At 70.1% G+C, this 23248-nt stretch carries 25 protein-coding genes and 1 tRNA gene; 7 read left to right on the top strand and 19 right to left on the bottom strand.

The window, feature by feature from the left end; all coding sequences use genetic code 11:
* Positions 1–17 precede the first annotated feature (17 nt).
* From ABZ906_RS23920 to ABZ906_RS23935, 4 genes are all read left to right on the top strand, one after another.
* Positions 18–1343 carry a bifunctional glycosyltransferase family 2/GtrA family protein gene (locus ABZ906_RS23920; RefSeq protein WP_361385696.1) on the top strand — a complete coding sequence of 442 codons (1326 nt, stop codon included), beginning with the start codon at positions 18–20 and terminating at the stop codon, positions 1341–1343.
* Positions 1340–3553 (top strand): glycosyltransferase family 39 protein, encoded by a 2214-nt coding sequence (locus ABZ906_RS23925; RefSeq protein WP_361385699.1) that lies wholly within the window; start codon positions 1340–1342, stop codon positions 3551–3553. Before ABZ906_RS23920 ends, ABZ906_RS23925 begins: the two co-directional genes overlap by 4 nt.
* A 200-nt stretch (positions 3554–3753) precedes the next feature.
* The gene (locus ABZ906_RS23930) at positions 3754–5271 is read left to right on the top strand and encodes an MFS transporter (RefSeq protein ID WP_361193544.1); all 1518 of its coding nucleotides are present in this window, start codon (positions 3754–3756) and stop codon (positions 5269–5271) included.
* Between the two features lie 97 nt (positions 5272–5368).
* Positions 5369–6151, top strand: a complete 783-nt coding sequence (locus ABZ906_RS23935) for a TetR/AcrR family transcriptional regulator (RefSeq protein ID WP_361193541.1) — start codon at positions 5369–5371, stop codon at positions 6149–6151.
* Between the two features lie 53 nt (positions 6152–6204).
* Here the strand turns inward: ABZ906_RS23935 and ABZ906_RS23940 are convergent, their stop codons facing one another.
* The 4 genes from ABZ906_RS23940 to ABZ906_RS23955 all read right to left on the bottom strand — a co-directional run bounded on the left by ABZ906_RS23940 (position 6205) and on the right by ABZ906_RS23955 (position 10738).
* On the bottom strand, positions 6205–6666 hold the full coding sequence (locus ABZ906_RS23940; protein ID WP_361193538.1) for a PPOX class F420-dependent oxidoreductase: 462 nt from the start codon (positions 6664–6666) through the stop codon (positions 6205–6207).
* 28 nt (positions 6667–6694) lie between these two features.
* Entirely contained in the window at positions 6695–7513 is an 819-nt protein-coding gene (locus tag ABZ906_RS23945) for a YceI family protein (protein WP_361193535.1), read from the bottom strand.
* Between the two features lie 190 nt (positions 7514–7703).
* Positions 7704–10244, bottom strand: coding sequence for an MFS transporter (locus ABZ906_RS23950; protein ID WP_361385702.1), 2541 nt, complete (start codon positions 10242–10244; stop codon positions 7704–7706).
* Positions 10245–10258: 14 nt separating this feature from the next.
* A complete protein-coding gene (locus ABZ906_RS23955) occupies positions 10259–10738 on the bottom strand; it encodes a MarR family transcriptional regulator (RefSeq protein ID WP_361193529.1) in 480 nt (159 codons plus the stop codon).
* Between the two features lie 172 nt (positions 10739–10910).
* Here ABZ906_RS23955 and ABZ906_RS23960 point away from each other — a divergent pair, with 172 nt between their 5' ends.
* Positions 10911–11111, top strand: a complete 201-nt coding sequence (locus ABZ906_RS23960) for a hypothetical protein (RefSeq protein ID WP_361193527.1) — start codon at positions 10911–10913, stop codon at positions 11109–11111.
* A gap of 126 nt (positions 11112–11237) precedes the next feature.
* Here the strand turns inward: ABZ906_RS23960 and ABZ906_RS23965 are convergent, their stop codons facing one another.
* From ABZ906_RS23965 to ABZ906_RS24005, 9 genes are all read right to left on the bottom strand, one after another.
* The gene (locus ABZ906_RS23965; RefSeq protein ID WP_361385705.1) at positions 11238–12014 is read right to left on the bottom strand and encodes a hypothetical protein; all 777 of its coding nucleotides are present in this window, start codon (positions 12012–12014) and stop codon (positions 11238–11240) included.
* 117 nt (positions 12015–12131) lie between these two features.
* A complete protein-coding gene (locus ABZ906_RS23970) occupies positions 12132–12992 on the bottom strand; it encodes an RNA polymerase sigma factor SigF (RefSeq protein WP_361193523.1) in 861 nt (286 codons plus the stop codon).
* 244 nt (positions 12993–13236) lie between these two features.
* Positions 13237–14109: an RNA polymerase sigma factor SigF gene (locus tag ABZ906_RS23975; RefSeq protein WP_361193521.1), complete on the bottom strand. Its 873-nt coding sequence runs from the start codon at positions 14107–14109 to the stop codon at positions 13237–13239.
* Positions 14110–14317: 208 nt separating this feature from the next.
* A complete protein-coding gene (locus ABZ906_RS23980; RefSeq protein ID WP_190082869.1) occupies positions 14318–14611 on the bottom strand; it encodes a Dabb family protein in 294 nt (97 codons plus the stop codon).
* 55 nt (positions 14612–14666) lie between these two features.
* Positions 14667–14846, bottom strand: coding sequence for a hypothetical protein (locus tag ABZ906_RS23985; RefSeq protein ID WP_361193518.1), 180 nt, complete (start codon positions 14844–14846; stop codon positions 14667–14669).
* 420 nt (positions 14847–15266) lie between these two features.
* A tRNA-Ser gene (locus ABZ906_RS23990) sits at positions 15267–15351 on the bottom strand.
* Between the two features lie 103 nt (positions 15352–15454).
* Positions 15455–15886 (bottom strand): tRNA adenosine(34) deaminase TadA, encoded by a 432-nt coding sequence (gene tadA / locus ABZ906_RS23995; RefSeq protein ID WP_361193843.1) that lies wholly within the window; start codon positions 15884–15886, stop codon positions 15455–15457.
* 144 nt (positions 15887–16030) lie between these two features.
* Positions 16031–16600: a hypothetical protein gene (locus ABZ906_RS24000; RefSeq protein ID WP_361385893.1), complete on the bottom strand. Its 570-nt coding sequence runs from the start codon at positions 16598–16600 to the stop codon at positions 16031–16033.
* Between the two features lie 205 nt (positions 16601–16805).
* On the bottom strand, positions 16806–16991 hold the full coding sequence (locus ABZ906_RS24005) for a hypothetical protein (RefSeq protein WP_361193515.1): 186 nt from the start codon (positions 16989–16991) through the stop codon (positions 16806–16808).
* Positions 16992–17140: 149 nt separating this feature from the next.
* Here ABZ906_RS24005 and upp point away from each other — a divergent pair, with 149 nt between their 5' ends.
* Positions 17141–17776, top strand: coding sequence for a uracil phosphoribosyltransferase (gene upp, locus ABZ906_RS24010; RefSeq protein WP_160505979.1), 636 nt, complete (start codon positions 17141–17143; stop codon positions 17774–17776).
* Positions 17777–17802: 26 nt separating this feature from the next.
* Here the strand turns inward: upp and ABZ906_RS24015 are convergent, their stop codons facing one another.
* A complete protein-coding gene (locus ABZ906_RS24015) occupies positions 17803–18453 on the bottom strand; it encodes a LytR C-terminal domain-containing protein (protein ID WP_361385708.1) in 651 nt (216 codons plus the stop codon).
* Between the two features lie 121 nt (positions 18454–18574).
* The gene (locus ABZ906_RS24020; protein WP_003955420.1) at positions 18575–18871 is read right to left on the bottom strand and encodes a type II toxin-antitoxin system VapB family antitoxin; all 297 of its coding nucleotides are present in this window, start codon (positions 18869–18871) and stop codon (positions 18575–18577) included.
* A gap of 312 nt (positions 18872–19183) precedes the next feature.
* Here ABZ906_RS24020 and ABZ906_RS24025 point away from each other — a divergent pair, with 312 nt between their 5' ends.
* Complete coding sequence (locus ABZ906_RS24025) at positions 19184–20707, top strand: helicase HerA-like domain-containing protein (RefSeq protein ID WP_361385896.1); 1524 nt, start codon at positions 19184–19186, stop codon at positions 20705–20707.
* Between the two features lie 48 nt (positions 20708–20755).
* Here ABZ906_RS24025 and ABZ906_RS24030 read toward each other — a convergent pair whose 3' ends face one another.
* The 4 genes from ABZ906_RS24030 to ABZ906_RS24045 all read right to left on the bottom strand — a co-directional run bounded on the left by ABZ906_RS24030 (position 20756) and on the right by ABZ906_RS24045 (position 23239).
* Positions 20756–20914, bottom strand: a complete 159-nt coding sequence (locus ABZ906_RS24030; protein WP_361385711.1) for a hypothetical protein — start codon at positions 20912–20914, stop codon at positions 20756–20758.
* Positions 20915–20980: 66 nt separating this feature from the next.
* Complete coding sequence (locus ABZ906_RS24035; protein WP_361385714.1) at positions 20981–21298, bottom strand: hypothetical protein; 318 nt, start codon at positions 21296–21298, stop codon at positions 20981–20983.
* 88 nt (positions 21299–21386) lie between these two features.
* The gene (locus tag ABZ906_RS24040) at positions 21387–21968 is read right to left on the bottom strand and encodes an HhH-GPD-type base excision DNA repair protein (protein ID WP_361385717.1); all 582 of its coding nucleotides are present in this window, start codon (positions 21966–21968) and stop codon (positions 21387–21389) included.
* Positions 21969–22048: 80 nt separating this feature from the next.
* Positions 22049–23239 (bottom strand): SPFH domain-containing protein, encoded by a 1191-nt coding sequence (locus ABZ906_RS24045; RefSeq protein WP_361193504.1) that lies wholly within the window; start codon positions 23237–23239, stop codon positions 22049–22051.
* Positions 23240–23248 lie beyond the last annotated feature (9 nt).

Here is a 23248-nt window from a genome sequence, read left to right on the forward strand (position 1 = left end):
TGGCGAATGTCGGTGTCATGCAAACCGACTCTGCTTCGGGCGGTGCTTGCTCGGTCCCTCTGCCGGCCCGGGCCCACCTCCCCGCCGGATGGCGCGACGTTCCCGTCCTGGACATCGTGATCCCCGTCTACAACGAGGAGAAGGATCTGGGGCCGTGCGTGCTGCGCCTGCACGATCACCTCGTACGGACCTTCCCCTACCCCTTCCGCATCACCATCGCGGACAACGCGTCCACGGACCGCACCCCCGAGGTGGCGGAGCGGCTCGCGGCGTCGAGCGAAGAGGTCCGGTACACGCGCCTTGAGCAGAAGGGGCGCGGACGCGCCCTGCGCGCCGTGTGGTCCGCCTCGGACGCACCCGTCCTCGCCTACATGGACGTGGACCTGTCCACCGACCTCAACGCGCTGCTCCCGCTGGTGGCGCCGCTGATCTCCGGGCACTCGGACCTGGCGATCGGCTCCCGGCTCGCGCGAAGCTCGCGGGTGGTGCGCGGCCCGAAGCGGGAGTTCATCTCGCGCTCGTACAACCTCATCCTGCGCGGCTCGCTCCAGGCCCGCTTCTCCGACGCCCAGTGCGGGTTCAAGGCGATCCGGGGTGATGTGGCGGGGGTGCTGCTTCCGCTCGTCGAGGACACCGGGTGGTTCTTCGACACCGAGATGCTGGTGCTCGCCGAGCGCGCGGGCCTGCGCATCCACGAGGTGCCGGTCGACTGGGTCGACGACCCGGACTCGACGGTCCACCTGGTCAAGACGGCCACGGACGACCTCAAGGGAGTCTGGCGGGTCGGGCGCGCCCTCGCCGTCGGCGCGCTCCCCCTCGACCGCCTCACACGCCCCTTCGGGGACGACCCGCGCGACCGCCAACTGCCCGGAGTGCCGCGCGGCCTGGCCCGCCAACTCGTCGGCTTCTGCGTGGTTGGCGCGCTCTCCACGCTCTTCTACCTGCTCCTGTACTCCGGCTTCCGTACGTTCTCGGGCTCCCAGGTGGCCAACGCGCTCGCCCTGCTCGTGTCCGCGGTCGCCAACACCGCCGCCAACCGCCGGCTGACCTTCGGAGTGCGGGGCCGCGACCGCGCGATGCGTCACCAGGCACAGGGCCTCGTGGTCTTCGCCATCGGCCTCGCCCTGACCAGCGGCTCGCTCGCCGCACTCGGCGCGGCGTCCGGCAACGCCTCCCACGGCACGGAACTGGCGGTGCTCGTGGCCGCCAACCTCGCGGCGACCGTGCTGCGGTTCCTGCTCCTTCGGGCCTGGGTCTTCCCCGAGCACCGCGCCGACGTGACGCCGCCGCCCGAGACCCCGTACGAGCTCACCTACGCACACGACCCGAGGAACGCACGATGACGACGACTTCCCACGCGCCCGTGCCGCCGCCCGTGCCGCCGCCCGCGCCGCCTCTCGCGACGCCGGGTGAGCGCGCCCACCGGGGCACGCGGTCCCTGCCCGCGCGGCTCTGGCGCGGGCGCCTCGACGACCCGCGCTGGGCGCGCCCCGCCTTCCTGGGGCTGCTCCTCGCGACCGCGGTCCTCTACCTCTGGAACCTCAGCGCGTCCGGCTACGCCAACTCCTTCTACTCCGCGGCCGTCCAGGCGGGCAGCCAGAGCTGGAAGGCGATGTTCTTCGGCTCGCTCGACGCGGGCAACGCGATCACCGTCGACAAGCCCCCGGCCGCCCTCTGGCCGATGGCCCTGTCCGTACGCCTCTTCGGGCTCAACTCCTGGGCGGTGCTCGCCCCGCAGGTGCTCATGGGCGTCGCGACGGTCGGTGTCCTGTACGCCGCCGTGCGCCGCCGCTTCAGTCCGGCGGCCGGGCTGATCGCGGGCGCGGTGCTCGCGCTCACGCCGGTCGCCGCGCTGATGTTCCGGTTCAACAACCCCGACGCGCTGCTCGCGCTCCTGATGACCGTCACCGTGTACTGCGTCCTGCGCGCACTGGAGCACGGCCGCACCAAGTGGCTGGTGTGGGCGGGCGTCGCGGTCGGTCTGGCCTTCCTCGCCAAGACGCTCCAGGCGTTCCTGATCCTGCCGCCGCTCGCCGTCCTGTACGCGGTGTGCGCGCCCGTGCGGCTGCGCAAGCGCTTCGGTCAGCTGGCTCTCTCCGGGCTCGCGATGATCGTGGCCGGTGGCTGGTGGGTGGCGATCGTGGAACTCTGGCCCGCGTCCTCGCGCCCGTACATCGGCGGCTCGCAGAACAACTCCTTCCTTGAGCTGACCTTCGGCTACAACGGCCTGGGCCGCATCAACGGCGAGGAGACCGGCAGCGTCGGCGGCGGGGGCGGCCCCGGCGGAGGCGGCGGTGGCGGTGGCGGTCAGTGGGGCGAGACCGGGCTCGGGCGGATGTTCAACTCCGAGGTCGGCGCGCAGATCTCCTGGCTCCTTCCCGCCGCGCTGATCCTGCTCGTCGGCGGCATCATCCTGACCTGGAAGGCGCGCAGGACCGACACCGTGCGCTCGGCGTTCGTGGCCTGGGGCAGCTCGCTCCTGATGACGGCGGCCGTCTTCAGCTTCATGGCGGGGATCTTCCACCAGTACTACACGGTCGCCCTCGCCCCCTACATCGCGGCGCTGATCGGCATGGGCGCCACGGTCCTGTGGGAGGAGCGGGCCAAGTGGTGGGCGGGCGCGCTGCTCGGCGTGAGCGTCGCGGGCACGGCCTGGTGGGGGTACGTCCTGCTCGGCCGGACCCCGGACTACCTGCCGTGGCTGCGGTGGGCGGTGCTCGTCGGCGGCCTCGCGGGGGCGCTCGGACTGGTGCTCGCGGCGCGGCTCGGGCGCGGGTTCGCCCTCGCTGCGGTGGGGCTGAGCCTCGCCGCGTCCCTCGCGGGGCCGGTCGCGTACACCCTCTCCACCGTGAACAGCGCACACACCGGGTCGATCGTGACCGCGGGGCCTGCTTCGGCGGGGCGGATGGGTGGTGGGCCTGGTGGGGGTGGGCCCGGCGGGGGCGGTGGTCCTGGCGGGGGCGGTGGCGGCGGTGGCGGGATGCAGCCGCCCGGCCAGAACGGTCAGACGGGCCAGAACGGCCAGGCGCCCGGCGGTCAGAACGGCGGCGGCATGGGCCAGCCCCCGGGCCAGAACGGCCAGGGCGGCAACTCCCAGGGCCAGAACGGCAAGCAGCAAGGTGCCATGCCCGGCGGCCGTACCGGCGAGCGCGGCGGCATGGGCGGAGGCGGCGGCATGGGCGGCCTCCTCGACGGCGCCCAGGTCAGCGCCAAGGCGAAGAAGCTCCTTGAGGCGGACGCCGAGGACTACACCTGGGCGGCGGCGGCCATCGGCTCGCAGAACGCCGCGAGCTACCAACTCGCCACCGGCGACCCGGTGATGGCCATCGGCGGCTTCAACGGCAGCGACCCGTCACCGACGCTCGCCCAGTTCAAGCAGTACGTCGAGGACGGAAAGATCCACTACTTCATCTCCGGCGGTGGCATGGGAGGCGGCATGGGCGGCGACAGCGGCACCTCCTCCAAGATCACTTCCTGGGTGGAGGACACCTACAAGAAGGTCACCGTCGGCAGCTCGACCTTCTACGACCTGACCCAGCCGAAGAAGAGCTGACCCAGCTCCTGACCCGCACGATCAGGGGCCGGCCGCACACTGCGGCCGGCCCCTTCGTCATGCCCGCCGTAAAGCCTCGCGTCATGCCCGCCGTAAGGCCTCCTCGTCATGTCCACCGAAACCACCTTGTACGCCGTACGAGAGATGCTTTACGGTGTACGACACCGCTCACGTACACCGTATAAGCAGAAGGAGAGGGCATGACGGCATCGATGGCCGCCGAGACCCCCACCCCCTCACAAGGGCACCCCCAGCGTTGGCTGATCCTCGGCGTCATCTGCCTGGCTCAGCTCACGGTCCTCCTGGACAACACCGTCCTGAACGTCGCCATCCCCTCCCTCACCAAGGAACTGGACGCGTCCACGGCCGACATCCAGTGGATGATCAACGCCTACTCGCTCGTCCAGTCCGGCCTGCTGCTCACCGCGGGCAGCGCGTCCGACCGCTACGGCCGCAAGAAGATGCTCACCGCGGGCCTCGCCCTCTTCGGCATCGGTTCGCTGGTCGCGGGCCTCTCCCAGTCCTCCGCGCAGCTCATCGCCGCGCGGGCCGGGATGGGCGTCGGCGGTGCGCTCCTGATCACCACCACCCTCGCGGTGGTCGTGCAGATCTTCGACGACAGCGAGCGGATGAAGGCGATCGGCCTCTGGTCGACCGTCAACTCCCTCGGCTTCGCGCTCGGCCCGCTGATGGGCGGCGTCATGCTCAACCACTTCTGGTGGGGCGCGATCTTCCTGATCAACATCCCCGTGGCGCTCATCGCGCTCGCCGCCGTGGTCAAGCTGGTCCCCGAGTCCAAGAACCCGCAGGGCGACCGGCCCGACCTGCTCGGCGCGCTGCTCTCCACCATCGGCATGGCCTCGGTCGTGTACGCGATCATCTCCGGGCCCGAGCACGGCTGGACGTCGACGCAGGTGCTCGCCGCCGCCGGGGTCGGCGTGGTCGTGCTCGGCATCTTCGTCTGGTGGGAGCTGCGCATCCCGTACCCGATGCTGGACATGCACTTCTTCCGCAACCAGAAGTTCATCGGGGCCGTCGCGGGCGCCATCCTGGTCGCCTTCGGCCTGGGCGGCTCGCTGTTCCTGCTCACCCAGCACCTCCAGTTCGTCCTCGGATACGAGCCGTTGGAGGCGGGCCTGCGCACGGCGCCGCTCGCGGTCACCGTCGTCGTGCTCAACCTGACGGGCCTGGGCGCATGGCTCCTGAAGAAGACCAGCACCCCGGCGACGATCGCCATCGGCATGACCCTGCTCTCCGCGGGCCTCGCCGCGATCGCCGTGTTCGGCGGCGACAACTACACCGGGATGCTGGCCGGTCTCATCGTGATGGGCGCGGGCATCGCGTTCGCCATGCCCGCCATGGCCAACGCGATCATGAGCGCGATCCCGCCGGAGAAGGCCGGCGTGGGCGCGGGCGTCAACGGCACGCTCGCGGAGTTCGGCAACGGCCTCGGCGTAGCGGTCCTCGGCGCTGTCCTGAACTCGCGCTTCGCCTCGCTCGTCACCGTCTCCGCGGCCTCGCTGCCCGCCGCCCTCGCGGCCGCCGGATCCGATGCCGAACGTACGAAAATCGCCGACGCGTTCTCCTCCGGTCTGGAGACCAGTCAGCTGGTGGGGGCGGTGGCCGTGTTCCTCGGGGGCATGGTGGCGGCCGCGTTGCTGAAGCGTGCGGAGAGGGCAGACTCTGCGAAGACGGACCCGGCCACGGCGTCCGCATAGCATCGACGGGTGGGCGACGGACTGGCCGATTCCGGTCTGTCGCCCACCGTGGGACCACCGGTACCAGTACAAGAGCTCAGGACCAGGAAGGTGCGCCATGGCGAAGGCAGCCGACAGCGCGAAGCGCCCCGCGCGGACCAGTGTCTGGCTGGAGGGCAAGGCCCTCCGGAACGGCTCGGGCCGCAGGAGTGATCAGCCGTCGGGCCTCGACCGGGACCGCATCACCGAGGCCACCGTCCGCCTCCTGGACGAAGAGGGCCTCGCCAAGTTCTCCATGCGCCGCCTCGCCGCGGACCTGAACGTCACGGCGATGTCCGTGTACTGGTACGTCGACACCAAGGACGACCTCCTCGAACTGGCCCTGGACGAGGTCGCCGGGGAGATGAAGCTGCCGGGCACGGAGCCGGTCACCCCCGACCGGTGGCGCGAGACGCTGCGCGAACTCGCCCAGGAGTACCGCGCTTTGCTGGTCAGGCACGCCTGGGTGTCGCCGCTGATCGGCAACTTCCTCAACATCGGCCCGAACTGGATCAAGTTCGCCCTGAGCGTGCAGCAGGTGGTCCGCGGGACCGGCCTGCCGACGGAGAAACAGGCCGGCACGATCGCCGCGGTCTTCCAGTTCGTGTACGGATTCGGCACGGTGCAGGGCCACTACATCGCGCGGTGCGCGGCGGCGGGGATGACGCCGGGGGAGTATTTCGACGAGGCCATGGGTGCGGTGAACGACCACCCGACCTTGGAGGAGACCCTGAACAGCTCCGCCGACATGATGAAGGCGCGGGGCGGGTCCACGGTCGAGGAGATGTGGGAGCTGGACTTCTCCGTCGCCCTCGACCTGCTGATCGCGGGCATCGAGTCGATGCTCAAGCCCGGCCCGTAAACAGCGGTTCCAGGCCCTCGCAAGCCTGCCGCTGGGCCCTCGCAAGCCTGTCGCTAGGCCTTCGCCGCCGGGAAACCCCCGGTGGCCACCGGGCCCCACCGCTCCGGAGTGATCCGGATGATGGACTTGCCCTGCTTGACCATCGCCTCGCGGTACTCGTCCCAGTCCGGGTGCTCGCCGGAGATGTTGCGGAAGTACTCGACGAGCGGCTCCACCGAGTCCGGGGAGTCGATGACCTCGGCCGTGCCGTCGATCTGCACCCACGGGCCGTTCCACTCGTCGCTCAGGACGATGATGCTCACCCGCGGATTCCGCTTGGCGTTGCGCGTCTTGGCCCGCTCCGGATACGTGGACACCACGATCCGTCCGGAGTCGTCGACCCCGCAGGTCAGGGGCGAACCCTGCGGGGTTCCGTCCGACCGGCCCGTCAGCAGGATCGCGCGGTGCCTTGGACGGACGAAGTCGAGCAACTCATCGATCGAGACCGTGGTGTTGGTAGCAATGTTGGGTGCCATGTCCCGCACCCTAGACCCGCACGTTCCGCTAGACCTGGGGGAGGGCTTCCCCTTGGACCGCCTGGATGTCCAGCTCCACCCGCAGGGTCGTACCGATCGCCGAGATGCCCGCCTGGACCACCTGGTTGTAGTTCATGGCGAAGTCCTCCCGGCGCAGCTCGGCCGTGGCCCGGAACGCCGCGCGCGTGCCGCCCCAGGGGTCGGCGCCGGTGCCGAGGTAGCTCAGGTCCAGGTCGACCGGGCGTACGACACCGTGCATGCCGAGCTCTCCGTGGACCGTCCAGCGGTCCGAGCCCGCGGGCGTGAGGCCGGTCGAACGGTAGGTCAGCTCCGGGTACTGCTCGACGTCCAGGAAGTCGGGCGACTTCAGGTGGCCGTCGCGCATGCCGTTGCCGGTGTCGATGGACGCCGACCTGATGACCGCCTCGACGCGGGACTTCTCCACGTCCTCGGCGATCTCCACGCGCCCGCCGAACTCCGTGAACCGGCCGTGCACACTGGTGATCCCCAGGTGCTGGGCGACCGCGCCCACCGTCGAGTGCGCCGGGTCGATGGTCCAGGGACCGGGCGGCGGCAGCTCGGTGCCGCCCTGCCGGGCCAGCACGATGTTGCCGACCTCGGCACGGCCGCTCGCCGTCACCATGGCGGTCGAGGCCACTGGCGCGTAGCCGACCGCGGTGACGATCACGGTGTACGCCCCCGGCGTCAGGTCCGTCGCGTCGCGCACGGCGCCGTCCTGGTCCGCCGCGGCCCGCAGCACCTGCGTACCGGTCATGTCGGTGAGGGTGACGACGGCGTGGGATACCGCCCACCCGTCCCGCGTCCGAATCCGAGCGCTGAGTCCCATCCCGTTTTACTCCTTGCCAAGCTCAAAGCTCAGAGCTCAAAAGGCTCAAAGCTCAAAAGAAAGTGTGCGGCCCCCGGCGGCGGTGACACGGCCGTCCCCTGCCGTGTGCGTCACCGCCGGTCCGGGGGCCCTTCCACAACCGGCCCGTGCGCGCTCATCCGCTCGAAGCGCGCGCACGGGCCGGGGGCAACTACTCGCCGGGGTGGGCGAGTTCGATGTCGTGGTCACCGACACCTTCACCGGCGACGGTCAGACCCGTCGCCACCGGCGGGTAGCCGGTCGCGATGACCGTGTACTCGCCGCTGTCCAGGTCGCTGAAGGCGTACGCGCCGTCGGACCCGGTGGTCGCGGTGGCGACGACGTTGCCCGCCGCGTCCACCAGGGTGACGCGGGCGTCGTTCAGCGGGCCGCCCTTGGCGCGCACGGTGCCGAGCACCTGCGAACCGGAGTTCAGCTCGACCTCGACCCGGGTGACGCCGACCGCGCCGACCTCGACGGGCAGCGCCATCGGGCGGTGACCCGCGGCGTTCACCGCGATGGTGACCTGTCCGGGCACCAGCTCGGCGAAGGTGAACTCGCCCTGCTCGCCGGTGAGCCCGGTGGCCAGGACATCGCCGCGCACGTCGGTCACGATGACCATCGCGCCCGCCACCGGCAGCTTGCCGTCGGAGGCCCGCACCACACCGCTGAGGCCGCTCGTGCCGCTCAGCAGGATGTCGTAGTTCAGGGCCTCGTCGGAGACGACGATCGTGGAGGCCTGCGGCTGGAAGCCGTCGGCCGAAGCGATCAGTACGTACGAGCCCGCGCCCGGCGCGTCCACCGCGTAGGACCCGTCGCCCTGCGCGACCGCACGGCCCAGCTGCCGTCCCGCGAGGGAGATCAGCGTGACCGCGGCCCGCGGGACCGGGGTGCTCTCCGCGCCGCGGACGAAGCCGTGGACCGGAGTGCCGCCGCCGAAGGTCTGCGGCAGGGCTTCACCGGCGGCCGACGAGGCGACCGCGGCGAGCTTCTGCGTGCCCTCGGGGCCCGTCTCGGTGTGCGCGCCGACGGAGGCCATGACCGGCTGCTCGTCGGTGGCCGGGGCGGTGGCGGCGGCGGCCGACGGGGTGGCCGCCGGGGTGCCGGCGTCCGCGGACTCGGCGGCCTGGGCAAGGGCTCCGGACGTACGCAGCGGAACCTCCTTGATGAAGATCGTGATCAGGAAGGCGAGGAACGCCAGCGGAGCGGCGATCAGGAAGACGTCGGCGATGCCGTGCCCGTAGGCGCTCTCCATGACCGTGCGGAACGGAGCCGGGAGCTTGTCCAGGTCCGGGATGCCGCCACCGCCGGTGCCGCCGTGGCCCATCTCCTGTGCCTTCGGGCCGAGGTCGGCCAGGCCGTCCTTCACGTAGTGGGTGATGCGGGTCGACATCACGGCGCCGAGCGCCGAGACGCCGATGGCGCCACCGAGGGAACGGAAGAAGGTGACGACCGAGCTCGCGGCGCCGAGGTCCTGGGGAGCGACCTGGTTCTGCGTGGCGAGCACCAGGTTCTGCATCATCATGCCGATACCGAGACCCATGAGCGCCATGAAGATCGCGATGTGCCAGTACTCGGTGTCGTAGCGCATCGTGCCGAGCAGGCCGAGGCCCGCGGTCAGGAGCGCACCGCCGGTGACCAGCCAGGCCTTCCACTTGCCGGTCTTGGTGATGATCTGGCCCGAGACCGTCGAGGAGATGAACAGTCCGCCGATCATCGGGATCGTCATGACACCGGACATCGTCGGCGACTTGTCGCGCGCCAGCTGGAAGTACTGGCTGAAGAACACCGTGCCCGCGAACATGCCGACACCCACGAAGAGCGAGGCGAGCGAGGCGAGGGTGATGGTGCGGTTGCGGAAGAGGCGCAGCGGGATGATCGGCTCGCTCGCCTTGGACTCGACGAGCAGGAAGAGCAGGCCGAGGACGACGGAACCGCCGACCATGGCGCCGGTCTGCCAGGACATCCAGTCGTACTTGTCGCCCGCGAAGGTCACCCAGACCAGGAGCAGGCAGACGGCCGCGGTGATGAAGAAGGCGCCGCCCCAGTCGACCTTGACGTCCCGCTTCACGACGGGGAGCTTCAGGGTCTTCTGCAGGACGATCAGCGCGATGATCGCGAAGGGCACGCCGACGTAGAAGCACCAGCGCCAGCCGAGCCACGACGTGTCGGTGATGACGCCGCCGAGCAGCGGGCCGCCGACGGTGGCGACGGCGAAGGTCGCGCCGAGGTAGCCGGAGTAGCGGCCGCGCTCGCGCGGGGAGATCATCGCGGCCATCACGATCTGTGCGAGGGCGGAGAGACCGCCCACGCCTATGCCCTGCACGACGCGACAGGCGATCAGCATCTCGGGGCTCTGCGAGAGACCCGCGACGATCGAACCGCCGACGTAGATGATCAGGGCTATCTGGACCAGGGCCTTCTTGCTGAAGAGGTCCGACAGCTTGCCCCACAGGGGCGTGGTCGCCGTCATCGCCAGGAGCGAGGCGGTCACGACCCAGGTGTAGGCGGACTGGCCGCCGCCCAGGTCGCCGATGATCTCGGGCAGGGCGTTGGAGACGATCGTCGACGACAGGATCGCGACGAACATGCCGAGCAGGAGGCCGGAAAGGGCCTCCATGATCTGCCGGTGCGTCATCGGAGCGTTCTCGTCATGAGTCGCCCCGTGCTTGGCGTGGCTGCCCCGCACACCGGATGGTGTGGTTGTTGCCATGGGCTTCCTCTTCATTACGCGGGTGTACGGGTGGTCTCTTCGAAGGGGAGCCGGGCCGAAGCCGCGCGGCAGTCCCCGAAGCTGTCGCGCAGTCGCGCGAGCAGCGTGCTGAGCTGGACGACTTCTTCGTCCGACCAGTCATGCAAGTAGTGGGTGAGTGTCCTGATGGACAGCTCTGACAGCTCATCGACCTTTGCCTTGCCCTCGGGGGTCAGGCGCAGGATCCGGGAGCGCTTGTCGGCGGGGTCGGGATCCCGCAGGATCCACTCCTTCTCGGCTACGTGGGCCACGTGGCGGCTTGTCACCGACATGTCCACGGCGAGCAGCTCGGCGAGCCTGCTCATCCGCATCTCTCCGTGCCGGTCGAGCAGGATGAGTACGGCGGCGGACCCGCCCGGGCAGTCGTGCGGCAAGCCTCGTCCGAGGCCGCGCTTCACGGCACCGATCGCGCTGAGCTGTCGGGCCAGGTCCTCGTAATGACGCTGCGCGGCCACGACACCTCCTATGTTGTTGCTTAGGGCAACGATAGAGACAGTTGGTTGCCGCAGGCAAACTAAAACTGGACCAACCGCCTAAAGAGTCGGCAAAGCTCTGGGACCGCGCCAGTAAAGTCCGTGGTCAGCGGGGGTTGGGCCGACCCCCGATGGTTCGCTAGGGTCCTGCGCTATGGCACACAACCCCCAGGGCCCCCAGAACCCCGACCCCGCCGGCAGCACGCAGATGTTCCGTGCGTTCGTCGACGAGACCCCCCAGGGCCGAGCCCAGCAGCCGGCCGCAGCCCCCGCGGGCCCGCGCATCGGCCTGATCATCGGTGTCGTACTCGCGATCGCGGTGGTGGCGGGGGTGGCTTGGCTGGCACTGAAGTAGACCTCCCGGCCGGGACGGGCGCTCCGGAGCGCCCCGGAGGGGCGCTTAGGGGCGCGGGGCTGTGACATATGCGGCTCCGCCGCGTGGGCGCGACCAGCCACGGCCGGACCGCAGTCGAAAAACCCGCTACTCCCACTTAACGGAGACGTCCTGCGTCTCCACATGCATGCCCAGCGGCACACGCCACGCCTCGACGCAAACAGGCCAGGTCTTCTTCACGGTCTTCCCCGCGGCGATGGGCGCGGGCAGCTTCTCGGTCGACTTGATCGTGGCCCAGTCCACGCCGAGCGCCCCGATGATGTGCGTCTCGAAGGTGACCGTTCCCGACCGCACCGCCGACCCCCCGGTGTTGCGAAAGGAGACGGTCACTTTCTCGCACCAGCGGTCGTCGGCGGGCGCACGCTTCGGATCGCCCACGCTGAGCTTCGCGGGCCCGCTGGGCTTCTCGCTGGAGCCGCCGCCGGGCGCGGAGGGAGAACCGCTCGCCCCGCCCTCAGAAGGCCCCGCAGAGCCGCTTCCCGAACTGCTGCCCGTACGACCGGGCTTGGCGCCGTCGGTCGAGGATCCGCCCGCGTCCGGGTCGGCCGGTGAGCTCGAACCGGCCTTGCTGTCGGCGGACTTGCCGGAGGAGTCGCCGGAGCCGGACTCCGACGGCGCGGGAGAGCCACCCTTGCCGCCGTCACCGTCACCCTCGCCGGAAGGCGACTCGCCGTCCAGCGGTATCAACTCCACGTCCCCGGTAGGGGCAACACCCTTGCCCGCAGCCCGCTCAGGCCCCGCGCCGGCGGGACCCGTGGCCACGTAGCCGTCGTCGCCGCTCCCGCCGCCACAGGCGGCGAGGACCCCGCCCAGGCACAGGGCAGCCGTAGACGCGCTCAGTACGTTCCGTATGCCACGTCGCATCGCGCCAGTGTGTCTGACGGGTCGTCAATTAGGAACCACGTCAGCAACTCCGCCGCCGCCGGTAACTCCGGTCCCCCTGCGGCGTCCTGGGAATCCCGGGCCACAGGGGGAGCGCGATCAGTCCGCGATGAGCCCTTCCCGCAGCTGCGAAAGCGTCCGCGTGAGCAGCCGCGAGACGTGCATCTGGGAGATGCCGACCTCCTCGCCGATCTGCGACTGCGTCATGTTCGCGAAGAAGCGCAGCATGATGATGCGGCGCTCGCGCGGCGGCAGCTTGGCGAGCAGCGGCTTCAGGGACTCGCGGTACTCGACGCCTTCCAGAGCGCTGTCCTCGTACCCCAGACGGTCCGCGAGGGAGCCCTCGCCGCCGTCGTCCTCCAGGGCCGGGGAGTCGAGCGAGGAGGCGGTGTACGCGTTGCCGACGGCCAGGCCGTCGACCACGTCCTCCTCGGAGACCCCGAGCGCCCTGGCGAGTTCGGGCACGGTGGGCGAGCGGTCCAGCTTCTGGGCCAGCTCGTCGCTCGTCTTCGTCAGCGCGAGCCGCAGTTCCTGAAGGCGGCGCGGGACGCGCACCGACCAACTCGTGTCGCGGAAGAAGCGCTTGATCTCGCCGACGACGGTCGGCATCGCGAACGTCGGGAACTCGACGCCCCGTTCGCAGTCGAATCGGTCGATCGCCTTGATCAGGCCGATCGTGCCGACCTGGACGATGTCCTCCATCGGTTCGTTGCGGCTGCGGAAGCGCGCCGCCGCATACCGCACGAGCGGGAGGTTGAGCTCGATCAGCGTGTCCCTTACGTAGACACGCTCCGGGCTGTCCTTGTCGAGTGCGGCGAGCCGCAGGAACAGGGAGCGGGACAGGGTGCGGGTGTCGATGGCACTCGAAGCTCCGGTAACACTGGAACTCACAAGCGCGTCGGGCGCTGATTCGCTCTTCGTGAGCGTGAGCACCTTCGAGCTGCCCTGGTCTGCGGACATGCCACCCCCTTTGGGTCGCGGACGGTCGCGGCACACGTTCCCGTCGGAGGAACGCAGCCTCCACCTGAATACCGGACGTGGGGCTCCGGCAAACGCGGTTCCAGCAGAATGTCACATGTCGGCAACACGCTGTAGTTACATGTCGACAAAGAAGAGTGACATCGATGCAGGAAAGAGGGGGTCTGGGGCTTTTCTGCTCGCAAAGCAGTCGGAAACTGCTCGCGGAGCAGTCCACTCGATACGGTTACGCCTCGATACGGTTTGCGGATCGAAGTCGCGCGAAGCTTCTGGCCAGCAGTCTTGACACATGCATCTGGGAAACGCCCAATTCGGCGCTGATCTGTGATTGCGTCAGATTGCTGTAGTAGCGCAGGAGCAGGATGCGCTGTTCGCGCTCGGGAAGCTGGACGAGCAGATGCCGGACGAGGTCGCGGTGCTCGACGCCGTCGAGCGCGGGGTCCTCGTAGCCGAGCCGGTCGAGCAGGCCGGGAAGCCCGTCGCCCTCCTGGGCCGCCTCCAACGACGTTGCGTGGTAGGAACGTCCGGCCTCGATACAGGCCAGGACCTCCTCCTCGGTGATCCGCAGCCGCTCGGCGATCTCCGCGGTCGTGGGCGAGCGCCCGTGCGTCGTGGTGAGGTCCTCGGTCGCCCCGGTCACCTGCACCCACAGCTCGTGAAGGCGGCGCGGCACGTGGACGGTTCGTACGTTGTCGCGGAAGTACCGCTTGATCTCGCCGACCACGGTGGGCATCGCGAAGGTCGGGAACTGCACGCCGCGCTCGGGGTCGAAGCGGTCGATGGCGTTGATCAGGCCGATCGTGCCGACCTGGACGACGTCCTCCATCGGTTCGTTGCGGCTGCGGAAGCGGGCGGCGGCGTAGCGCACCAGCGGCAGATTGGCCTCGATGAGCGCACCGCGGACGCGGCCGTGCTCGTGGCTCCCCGGTTCGAGGTCCTTGAGCTCGGCGAAGAGCACCTGCGTCAGGGCCCTGGTGTCGGCGCCCCTGCTGCTGGGGGTGCTGGGCGTGCTGGGGGCGCTGGTGGCGGGCGGGAGGCTCGCCTGCGGGGTCACGGGTGGTGCTTCGGGCGCAGTACTGGCCGGCACGGTCAACGCCACCCCTTCTCGGTCAAGCGCAATCAAGTCCTGTCGAGCTCAGTCAAGATCAGCCGACCCTGGTCAACTCATCCGTCAAAAGCGGTCATAGCATCACAAGACATGTGCACTGTGTGCAAGCACCCGATAACTACGTGTTGAGTGGCAAGTTGACCCATAAGACGCAGAAAAACCCCTCACCGTCCGGTGAGGGGCCGCTTGGCGCGGTGGGTCAGAACTCGTAGTCCGCGATCACCCACGTGGCGAACTCCCGCCACAGGGCGACGCCCGCCTGGTGGGCCGGGTGCTCGATGTACCGCTTCAGCGCATCGGTGTCCTCGACCGCCGAGTTGATGGCGAAGTCGTACGCGATGGGCCGGTCGGTGATGTTCCAGTCGCACTCCCAGAACGTCAGCTCCGGGATCTGGTCGCCGAGCGCGCGGAAGGCCTTGACGCCCTCGACGACACGCGGCTCGTCGCGCCGCACACCGTCGTTGAGCTTGAAGAGGACCAGATGGCGGATCATGCGCACTCCTGAGAAGGCGGTGTGAGGAGGGGCGGACGGTGGCGGAACGTTCCGCTCAGTCCTTGCCTCCGTTGGCGACCCACGTCATGAAGTCACCTATGCTCCGGGCGGCGTCCGAAACCGCCTCGAAGCCTATCTGTACGTAATCGGCAGCCTTGGCGGGATCAGTGATGATCACGTAGAGGATGAAGACGACCACCGCGAAGAGTCCGATTTTCTTGCCCTGCACCGCCATGCTCCCGGCCTCCCCTTACCTGCTGCGCCGTGTGACCCCTGTGACGGCGGTGAGTCTAACCCGGTCAGTGCTCACAAGGTCTTTAAGGACCAACGGCCCGGCAGCAGAGGCCCTTTGCCGGGCCGCTCCCGGTTGCGCGGGCGGCAGGATTGGTGATGTGCCCCAGCGGATCTGGCAGGAATCCGCGGGCAAGGGACTGGCCCCACTGCGGGGCCGGGCGCCGTCTGCTTCCCCCCGGACGACGGCGCCGGCTTGAGGGTTCCAGTCCTCATCGGGGGGAGCGGCTTGTCCCCCCGATGCCGCTTCCCCCGACCTATCCGTCGCCGCCGGAACAAGGCCGGAACAGCGCCGAAGAACGCCGAACAACGCCGAAACACAACGAAGGCCCCGTCCTCGCGGACGGGGCCTTCGTTGTAAGAGCGGTAGCGGTGGGATTTGAACCCACGGTGAGTTTCCCCACACTCGCTTTCGAGGCGAGCTCCTTCGGCCGCTCGGACACGCTACCGAGAGGAACTCTAGCCCAAAGAGGGCCGTGGTCAGAAATCCGTTTGTCCGAGGGCCTCCGAGCGCCCCCCGCGGAACCCCTCACGACCCCGCGACAGAGCGGTTCAGCGCCCCCGGAAGAAGCGCGTGAGCAGCCCCGCCGTCTCCTCCGCGAGGACGCCCCCGATCACCTCGGGGCGGTGGTTCAGCCTTCTGTCGCGTACGACGTCCCAGACGGAGCCCGCGGCGCCCGCCTTCTCGTCCCGCGCTCCGTAGACGACCCGGTCGACCCGGGACTGGACGAGCGCGCCCGCGCACATCGTGCAGGGCTCCAGGGTCACCACCAGCGTGCAGCCGGTCAGGCGCCACTCGCCGAGCGCGGCGGCGGCCCGGCGGACGGCGAGCACCTCCGCGTGCGCGGTGGGGTCGCCGGTCGCCTCACGTTCGTTGTGGCCCGCCGCGAGGACCGTCGTGCCGTCCGGGGACAGCACGACGGCGCCGACGGGCACATCGCCGCCCCGGGCGGCCAGTTCGGCCTCTGCCAGGGCGAGCCGCATGGGCGCCCGCCAGCGGTCGCGCAGGGGATCGGGTTCCGGTTCGGATTCGGGTGGGGGGATGCGGTCGTTCCGGTCGGTCACACCGGGAACCTATCGGTCACCGCGCGGACCGCACTGATCCGGCGGACCGCACGGCCGCACGCCCTAGCGGACGGTCTCGAGCACCTCCGCCGCCCCGAGGATCTCGGCGATGTCGCTGAGGGCGTCACCGGGCTCCAGGCCGAGCAGCTCCTTCTCGGGCACGCCGAGGTCCGTCAGGAGCTCCGGGTCGCCGAGCGGACCCGCGGGCACGGCGTCGTCCGCGTCGTCCCCCGCATCGTCGTCGGCGGCGGAATCGGGGGCGGCGTCGGAGTCGGTCGGTTCGCCGTCCTCCGTGCCGTCCAGGTCGAGGGTGTCCAGGTCGACACCCGGGTCGTCGCCCGGCTCACGGCCGAGCATCTCGTCGGTGAGCAGGATCTCGCCGTACGAACTCCGGGCGGCAGCGGCCGCGTCCGAGACGTAGATACGAGGGTCCTCCTCACCGTCGACGCGGACGACGCCGAACCAGGCGTCCTCCTGTTCGATGAAGACGAGGACGGTGTCGTCCTCAGCGCTCCCGGCCGTGGCCTCGCGGGCCAGGTCTGCGAGATCCGACAGGGTCTCCACATCGTCGAGCTCCGTGTCGCTCGCTTCCCACCCGTCTTCGGTGCGCGCGAGCAGTGCGGCGAAGTACACCGTGACTCTCCCACTGGTCATAGACAGTGCCGGTTGACGGTTCGGGTGTCCCCCCGGCGAGTTCGGGGAGCGGGGGAATTGCTGTTCCAAGCCCCGCCCACTCGGAATCGTGGCAGAAACCACGGCTCAAGGAGAGGTCTTCCGCCCGCTGTGTCCGCGTCGCTTTCCCCGGACACCTCCCCGATGCCTGCCTGAGAGGTGGTCGCTACCAGCGGAACGTGCGCATGCGCATCTGCTGACGCATGCGTGCCGCCCGGGCGCGGCGCGGCTTCACACGCTCGCGGAGCTCGATCGCCTCGGCCCTCTCGTGCAGAAACTGGGCGCGTCGGCGACGGCGCTCGGCATCGGTCTCGCGGTCCGGCTCTCGGCCGCCCGGATCTCTGTCCGGCATGGGCATCACCACCCCAGGTCGTACGTCCACTTTCCCCCGAACGGCGGGTTTGATGCGAGCGCGGGGTGTTTCCGGAGGTGCGGGCGGGGGCGGGAGCGGCCGGTCGCGGGGGAGACCGGGGGGTTCGCGGCGCGGTTACTGTTGAAGGCATGCGGATCCACGTCGTCGACCACCCGCTGGTGGCGCACAAACTCACCACGCTGCGCGACAAGCGCACCGACTCCCCTACCTTCCGGCGGCTCGCCGACGAGCTGGTCACCCTGCTCGCGTACGAGGCCACGCGGGACGTGCGCACGGAGCAGGTCGACATCGAGACCCCGGTCACCCCGACGACCGGCGTCAAGCTGTCCCACCCGCGCCCCCTGGTCGTGCCGATCCTGCGCGCCGGGCTCGGCATGCTCGACGGCATGGTGCGGCTCCTGCCGACCGCCGAGGTGGGCTTCCTCGGGATGATCCGCGACGAGGAGACGCTCCAGGCGTCGACGTACGCGACCCGCATGCCGGAGGACCTCTCCGGCCGCCAGGTGTACGTCCTCGACCCGATGCTGGCCACCGGCGGCACGCTCGTCGCGGCCATCCAGGAACTGATCAAGCGCGGCGCGGACGACGTCACCGCCGTGGTGCTGCTCGCCGCCCCCGAGGGCGTCGAGGTCATGGAGCGCGAGCTCGCGGGCACGCCGGTCACGGTCGTGACGGCCTCGGTCGACGAGCGGCTCAACGAGAACGGCTACATCGTGCCGGGTCTCGGCGACGCGGGCGACCGGATGTACGGCACCGCGGAGTAGGGCGGGGAGCAGGGCGGAAGGACGGCTCAGCAGTCCTTCTTGCCGTCGGACGGCGAGGGCGTCGGCTGGGGTTTGGCGAGTACCGCCAGAGCCTTGTCGGCGTCCTCTTTCTTTGCCAGATCCTTGAACTTCGTGCCCAGGATGAGGTCCACCTCGCCGCCCTTGCGGGCGTCCGTGCGGCTCTCGGTGCCCGCGAGCTGCGTGCCGAGCACCGGCATCGCGGACTCGGTGGCGGACTTGGGGCCGAGCAGTATCCCGGTGCCCTTGACCTTCTTGTCGTACTCCTTGGGCGCGTTGTCCACCTTGCCGACGGTGAAGCCGCGCTTCTTGAGCTCGGCGGCGACGTCCTTGGCGAGGCCGCCGCGGGGCGTGGCGTTGTAGACGTTGACCTTGATGTCGCCGGGCTTCGGGAGGGCCTTGGGCGCGGACGGCCCGGTCGAGGGGCCGGGCCGCTTGGCCGCGCAGTCGTCGCGCGAGCCGGCCGCCCTGGCCTTGTCGCCGCCCGTGAAGACGTCGATGAGCTGAAGCGTTCCCCAGCCGATCAGGCCGACCGCCACGACGGAGGCGACCACCGCGAGCACGATCCGGCGACGGCCGCGGTTCCGGCGCATACGGGGATATTTGGAACCCGTGATGCGGTACTTGCCGCCCATGCCGGGGGGAGTGAGCATGCTCATGGGCGCAGCGTAGTGCGGCGACGCCGTGATGCCTACTAAATGATCATTGACTCGGGCTCAGTCCAACCCAAAAGGGCCAATGAGGGCACGGGCGCCCGGCGGCACCGCTGCCGGCCGCGGGTCAGCCCAGTTCGAGGACGCGGGCGTGCAGCACCTGGCGCTGCTGGAGCGCCGCGCGGACCGCGCGGTGCAGTCCGTCTTCGAGGTAGAGGTCGCCCTGCCACTTCACCACGTGCGCGAAGAGGTCGCCGTAGAACGTCGAGTCCTCCGCGAGGAGCGTCTCTAGGTCCAGCTGGCCCTTGGTCGTCACGAGCTGATCGAGGCGGACCGGGCGCGGCGCGACGTCCGCCCACTGCCGGGTGCTTTCCCGGCCGTGGTCGGGGTACGGCCGGCCGTTTCCGATGCGCTTGAAGATCACACGGAAAGCCTACCGGGCAAGGCTCTCCGGGCGCAGCCATGGCGACGGAGTGCGAGTCTGGGAAATGACGCCGTAAATGAGGGCATTTCGGAAAGACCCGAGCCGGGAACAGGGGCAGAAGTGAGCGAGAGCCGGCCGATGCCGTCCACCACGGGGGGCGCGAACCCCTCTAACGAGTCTTCTTCTGTCGCGGAGGTGACGCCCGGAGGCGTGGATTCCGGTGGTGCGGGCTCCGGTGGTGCGGATTCCGGTGGCGCGGGGGCGAGCGGTCCGGGGGCGAGCGGTCCGGGGGCGGCGCTGCCCGCGGAGGCCATGGAGATCGTCGCCGGATACGCCTTCGCCGGGCCCGCGCTCGACCTCGGCGCGCTCCTGTGGGACGGGCAGTGCCTGCCCGACGCCCAGATCCGCATCCCCCTGGCCATGCTCAACCGGCACGGGCTCGTCGCCGGGGCGACCGGCACGGGAAAGACCAAGACCCTCCAGCTCATCGCCGAGCAGCTGGCGGTGCAGGGCGTGCCGGTGTTCCTCGCCGACGTTAAGGGCGACGTCTCCGGGATCTCGCTCCCCGGGGAGGCCGGCGAGAAGGTCGCCGAGCGGGCGCGGGAGGTCGGGCAGACCTGGGAGGCGACGGGCTTTCCCAGCGAGTTCTACGCGCTGGGCGGGATCGGCACCGGGATTCCGGTGCGGGCGACGATCACGAGCTTCGGCCCCGTGCTGCTCTCGAAGGTGCTCCAGCTGAACCAGACCCAGGAGCAGTCGCTGGGCCTGATCTTCCATTACGCCGACCAAAAAGGGCTTGAACTGGTCGACCTGAAGGACCTGCGGGCCGTGGTGACGTTCCTGACGTCGGACGAGGGAAAGCCCGAGCTCAAGGGCATCGGCGGGCTCTCCACGGTCACCGCGGGCGTCATCCTGCGGGCGCTCACCGCCTTCGAGGCGCAGGGCATGGGGGACTTCTTCGGGGAGCCGGAGTTCGACACGAGCGAGTTCCTGCGGGCGGCGCCGGACGGGCGGGGCCTGGTGTCGGTCCTCGAACTGCCCGCCGTGCAGGACAAGCCGCAGCTCTTCTCGACGTTCCTGATGTGGCTCCTCGCGGATCTCTACAACGATCTGCCCGAGGTGGGCGACCTGGAGAAGCCGAAGCTCGTCTTCTTCTTCGACGAAGCGCATCTGCTCTTCAACGGGGCGTCGAAGGCGTTCCTGGAGGCGATCACCCAGACCGTGCGGCTCATCCGCTCGAAGGGCGTCGGCGTCTTCTTCGTGACGCAGACGCCGAAGGACGTACCGGGTGATGTGCTCGCCCAGCTGGGCAACCGGGTCCAGCACGCGCTGCGGGCGTTCACCCCGGACGACGAGAAGGCGCTGAAGGCCACGGTCCGGACGTTTCCGCATTCGGCGTACGACCTCGGGGAGACGCTGACGACTCTCGGCACCGGCGAGGCGGTGATCACCGTACTGAGCGAGAAGGGCGCGCCGACGCCGGTCGCCGTCACGCGGCTGCGGGCGCCGGAGTCGCTGATGGGGCCGGTGGAGGCGGGGGCGCTCGACGGGGCGGTGAAGGGGTCGCTGCTGTACGGGCGGTACGCGGAGGCGGTGGACCGGGAGTCGGCGTTCGAGAAGCTGGCGGCTCGGGAGGCGGAGGCTGTTGCGGCGGCCGCTGAGGTTGAGGCGGAGAAGGCTGCGCCTGCTCCTGCGCCTGCGGGGCAGGAGCGGGGGTCCGTGGTGGACCAGGTGGTGGGTAGCGGGATCTTCAAGTCGCTTGCGCGGTCGCTCGGGACGCAGTTGGGGCGGGAGATCTCGCGGTCGGTGTTCGGAACGGCCCGGCGCAGACGCTGAGGCCGGTGGGCGTCCGCGTCTGCGCCGGTGGGGGTCAGTGGATGGGGGTCAGCGGTCTGCCTGGCCGGGCTTCTCTTGGTGGTGGGCCTCTTCGTCCTCGGTCTGCGCCTTGACGGGGGTGGGGGTGGGATGGGGCGCGTGGGGCGCGTTGCGTACGGCTTCGGCGCGGAGGAGGGCGTGCAGGGCCGCGTACGGGTCGATGGGCATGGGTGTCTGTCCTTGGTTCGCTGCTGCTTGATGGGGGGTGGTGGTCAGTCCGGGCGGACTGTCCTGTCAGCAGCGCAGGACGACGGAGCGCGGGGCGGGGAGGTGCGTGCGGCTCCGGGTGGGGCGGGGGAGGCTCCGGCGTGCGGTACGGGGGCGTCGTACGGCGGGGGTGGTGTGGGGGGCGGGGCGCCTCGTGGGGGCGCGGAGTGCGCTGTCGGTGGCGTCCTGGTGGGCCTCGCCTGCGGGCTCGGTGGAGACGGCCGCGGGGGGTGGGGCGGGGGCGGCCTCGGCGGGGGACGCCGGGGCGAGGACGGTGCCGAGGAGTGCCAGCAGGATGAGGGCAGCGCGGAGCCACGCGATTCGGGGCGACGCGGCGCGGCTCATACGGGGTCATGTCCCCCGACGGGGCCCGCTTGGTGTTGCCCTGCGCCGAGATTGGCCCAGTTGGGCTAAGGCGGGGGGCTCGTACCCGCTACTGGCCGGAGGCCGCTGCTGCCTTCAGTTGTTGTTTGTGGGTGCGGACCTTTTGGAGGGACTCGGGGTCCGTGATGTCCGCGACCGAGCGGTACGCGTTCGGCTCGCCGTAGGCGCCCGCCGCCTCCCGCCAGCCCGGGGGCCGCACGCCCAGCTGCTTGCCGAGCAGGGCCAGGAAGATCTGGGACTTCTGCTTGCCGAAGCCGGGGAGGTCGTTCAGGCGCTTCAGGAGGTCCTTGCCGGAGGCGGCACCCTCCCAGAGGGCGGCGGGGTCACCGTCGTAGTGCTCCACCAGATACCCGCACAGCTGCTGGATGCGCTTGGCCATCGACCCCGGATAGCGATGCACCGCGGGCTTGGCGGAGAGCAGCGCGGCGAACTCCTCGGGGTCGTACGCGGCGATCTCGTGCGCGTCGAGATCGTCCGCGTTCAACCGCCGCGCGATCGTGTGCGGGCCCGCGAAGGCCCACTCCATCGGTACCTGCTGGTCGAGCAGCATGCCGACGAGCGCGGCCAGCGGACTGCGGCCGAGGAGCTCGTCGGCTTCCGGTTGCTGTGCCAGGTGCAGGGTGACGTCCATGGAGTCGATCCTCCCCCGGCCGCCGGTCCACCGCACGGCAGGACCCGTACGGCAGGACCCGTACGGCAGGACCCGTACGGCTACTGGATCTCCACGGGCCCTTCGCTCCTGCCGTTGTCCGCCTGCCCGCGATTCCCCGGCGCCCCCAAGTACCGCTTGAGGTCCGTCGGCTTGGCCTCGCCCTCTCCCGCGGGCGCACCGAGGTTGTTGCGTACGGAGTCCAGGATGGTCAGGCCCTGCCCGACGAGGCCAGCCGCGATCTCGCCGAGGCCGTCCGCGCCGTTCAGGACGTTGACGTTGGCACCGGAGAGGCCGGTCGCCGCCTCCTTCACGATCAGCGGCAGCTGGTCGATCAGCATCCGGTCGAGCGCGACACGGTCGTACGACGCCGCCGCCTCCGCCTGGATCTTCATCCGCTCGGCCTCGGCCAGGGCGAGGACCCGGATGCGCTCGGCGTCCGCCTCGGCGGGCTTGACCACCTCGGCGACCAGCTGCTGCTGGCGCAACTGTGCCGCGCGCTCCGCGAGTTCGGTGCGCGCGTCCAGTACCTCCTGCTGCGCGTGCGCCTCCGCGAGCGGCCCCGCCTGGGCGGCCCTGGCCTGCGCCTGCTCGACCTCGGCGGAGTACTGGGCCTGCACGATCGCGGTCTTGCGCGCGTACTCCGCCTGGTTCCGCGCCGCCTCCTGCTCGGCCTCGGCCGCGGCCTGCGTCGCCTGCGCCTGGGCGATCTGCGCCTGGCGCTGGATGGCGGCCTTGTGCGGCGCGGACATGGCGTCGATGTAGCCCGTGTCGCCGTCGTCGATCGACTGGATCTGGAGCGAGTCCACGTGCAGCCCGATCTTCGCCATCTCGGACTTCGAGGTGTCCAGGACCTCCGTGGCGAGCTTCTGCCGCTCGGTGACGATCTCCTCGACCGTCATCGAGCCGATGATGGATCGCAGATGACCGGCGAAGATGCGGCCGGTCAGGACGGACATCTGGTCCTGGTCGGAGAGGAAGCGCTGACCGGCGTTGACGATGCTCTCCGTGTCGTTGCCGACCTTGAAGGCGATCACGGCCCGGACCTTGAGGGCGATGCCCTGCCGGGTCACGCAGTGCTCGACGACTTCCGCCTCGCACATGGAGAGCGTGAGGAAGCGGGTCTTGCGGAAGACCGGCAGGACGAATTTGCCGTGGCCCGTCACGACGCGAAAGGGCGCGCCGCCGAGACCTCGCCGCCCGCCGGAGATCAGCATCGCCTCGTCGGGGGCGGGAACGCGGTAACCGAACATCGATCGACT

This window comes from Streptomyces sp. NPDC046925, assembly GCF_040644915.1.
Taxonomy (GTDB): domain Bacteria; phylum Actinomycetota; class Actinomycetes; order Streptomycetales; family Streptomycetaceae; genus Streptomyces.

Excerpts from the sequence above, each read along its gene's own strand:
- ABZ906_RS24015 (WP_361385708.1), bottom strand. The coding sequence starts at position 18,453 with ATGAGCATGCTCACTCCCCCCGGCATGGGCGGCAAGTACCGCATCACG.
- ABZ906_RS23960 (WP_361193527.1), top strand. The coding sequence starts at position 10,911 with ATGGCACACAACCCCCAGGGCCCCCAGAACCCCGACCCCGCCGGCAGC.
- ABZ906_RS24005 (WP_361193515.1), bottom strand. The coding sequence starts at position 16,991 with ATGCCGGACAGAGATCCGGGCGGCCGAGAGCCGGACCGCGAGACCGAT.
- ABZ906_RS24045 (WP_361193504.1), bottom strand. The coding sequence starts at position 23,239 with ATGTTCGGTTACCGCGTTCCCGCCCCCGACGAGGCGATGCTGATCTCC.
- ABZ906_RS23950 (WP_361385702.1), bottom strand. The coding sequence starts at position 10,244 with ATGGCAACAACCACACCATCCGGTGTGCGGGGCAGCCACGCCAAGCAC.
- ABZ906_RS23985 (WP_361193518.1), bottom strand. The coding sequence starts at position 14,846 with ATGGCGGTGCAGGGCAAGAAAATCGGACTCTTCGCGGTGGTCGTCTTC.
- ABZ906_RS24040 (WP_361385717.1), bottom strand. The coding sequence starts at position 21,968 with ATGGACGTCACCCTGCACCTGGCACAGCAACCGGAAGCCGACGAGCTC.
- ABZ906_RS24025 (WP_361385896.1), top strand. The coding sequence starts at position 19,184 with ATGGAGATCGTCGCCGGATACGCCTTCGCCGGGCCCGCGCTCGACCTC.
- ABZ906_RS24030 (WP_361385711.1), bottom strand. The coding sequence starts at position 20,914 with ATGCCCATCGACCCGTACGCGGCCCTGCACGCCCTCCTCCGCGCCGAA.
- tadA (WP_361193843.1), bottom strand. The coding sequence starts at position 15,886 with ATGCGGCTCGCCCTGGCAGAGGCCGAACTGGCCGCCCGGGGCGGCGAT.
- ABZ906_RS23970 (WP_361193523.1), bottom strand. The coding sequence starts at position 12,992 with ATGTCCGCAGACCAGGGCAGCTCGAAGGTGCTCACGCTCACGAAGAGC.
- ABZ906_RS23935 (WP_361193541.1), top strand. The coding sequence starts at position 5,369 with ATGGCGAAGGCAGCCGACAGCGCGAAGCGCCCCGCGCGGACCAGTGTC.
- ABZ906_RS24035 (WP_361385714.1), bottom strand. The coding sequence starts at position 21,298 with ATGAGCCGCGCCGCGTCGCCCCGAATCGCGTGGCTCCGCGCTGCCCTC.
- upp (WP_160505979.1), top strand. The coding sequence starts at position 17,141 with ATGCGGATCCACGTCGTCGACCACCCGCTGGTGGCGCACAAACTCACC.
- ABZ906_RS23930 (WP_361193544.1), top strand. The coding sequence starts at position 3,754 with ATGACGGCATCGATGGCCGCCGAGACCCCCACCCCCTCACAAGGGCAC.
- ABZ906_RS23980 (WP_190082869.1), bottom strand. The coding sequence starts at position 14,611 with ATGATCCGCCATCTGGTCCTCTTCAAGCTCAACGACGGTGTGCGGCGC.
- ABZ906_RS23920 (WP_361385696.1), top strand. The coding sequence starts at position 18 with ATGCAAACCGACTCTGCTTCGGGCGGTGCTTGCTCGGTCCCTCTGCCG.
- ABZ906_RS23945 (WP_361193535.1), bottom strand. The coding sequence starts at position 7,513 with ATGGGACTCAGCGCTCGGATTCGGACGCGGGACGGGTGGGCGGTATCC.
- ABZ906_RS23940 (WP_361193538.1), bottom strand. The coding sequence starts at position 6,666 with ATGGCACCCAACATTGCTACCAACACCACGGTCTCGATCGATGAGTTG.
- ABZ906_RS23925 (WP_361385699.1), top strand. The coding sequence starts at position 1,340 with ATGACGACGACTTCCCACGCGCCCGTGCCGCCGCCCGTGCCGCCGCCC.
- ABZ906_RS23965 (WP_361385705.1), bottom strand. The coding sequence starts at position 12,014 with ATGCGACGTGGCATACGGAACGTACTGAGCGCGTCTACGGCTGCCCTG.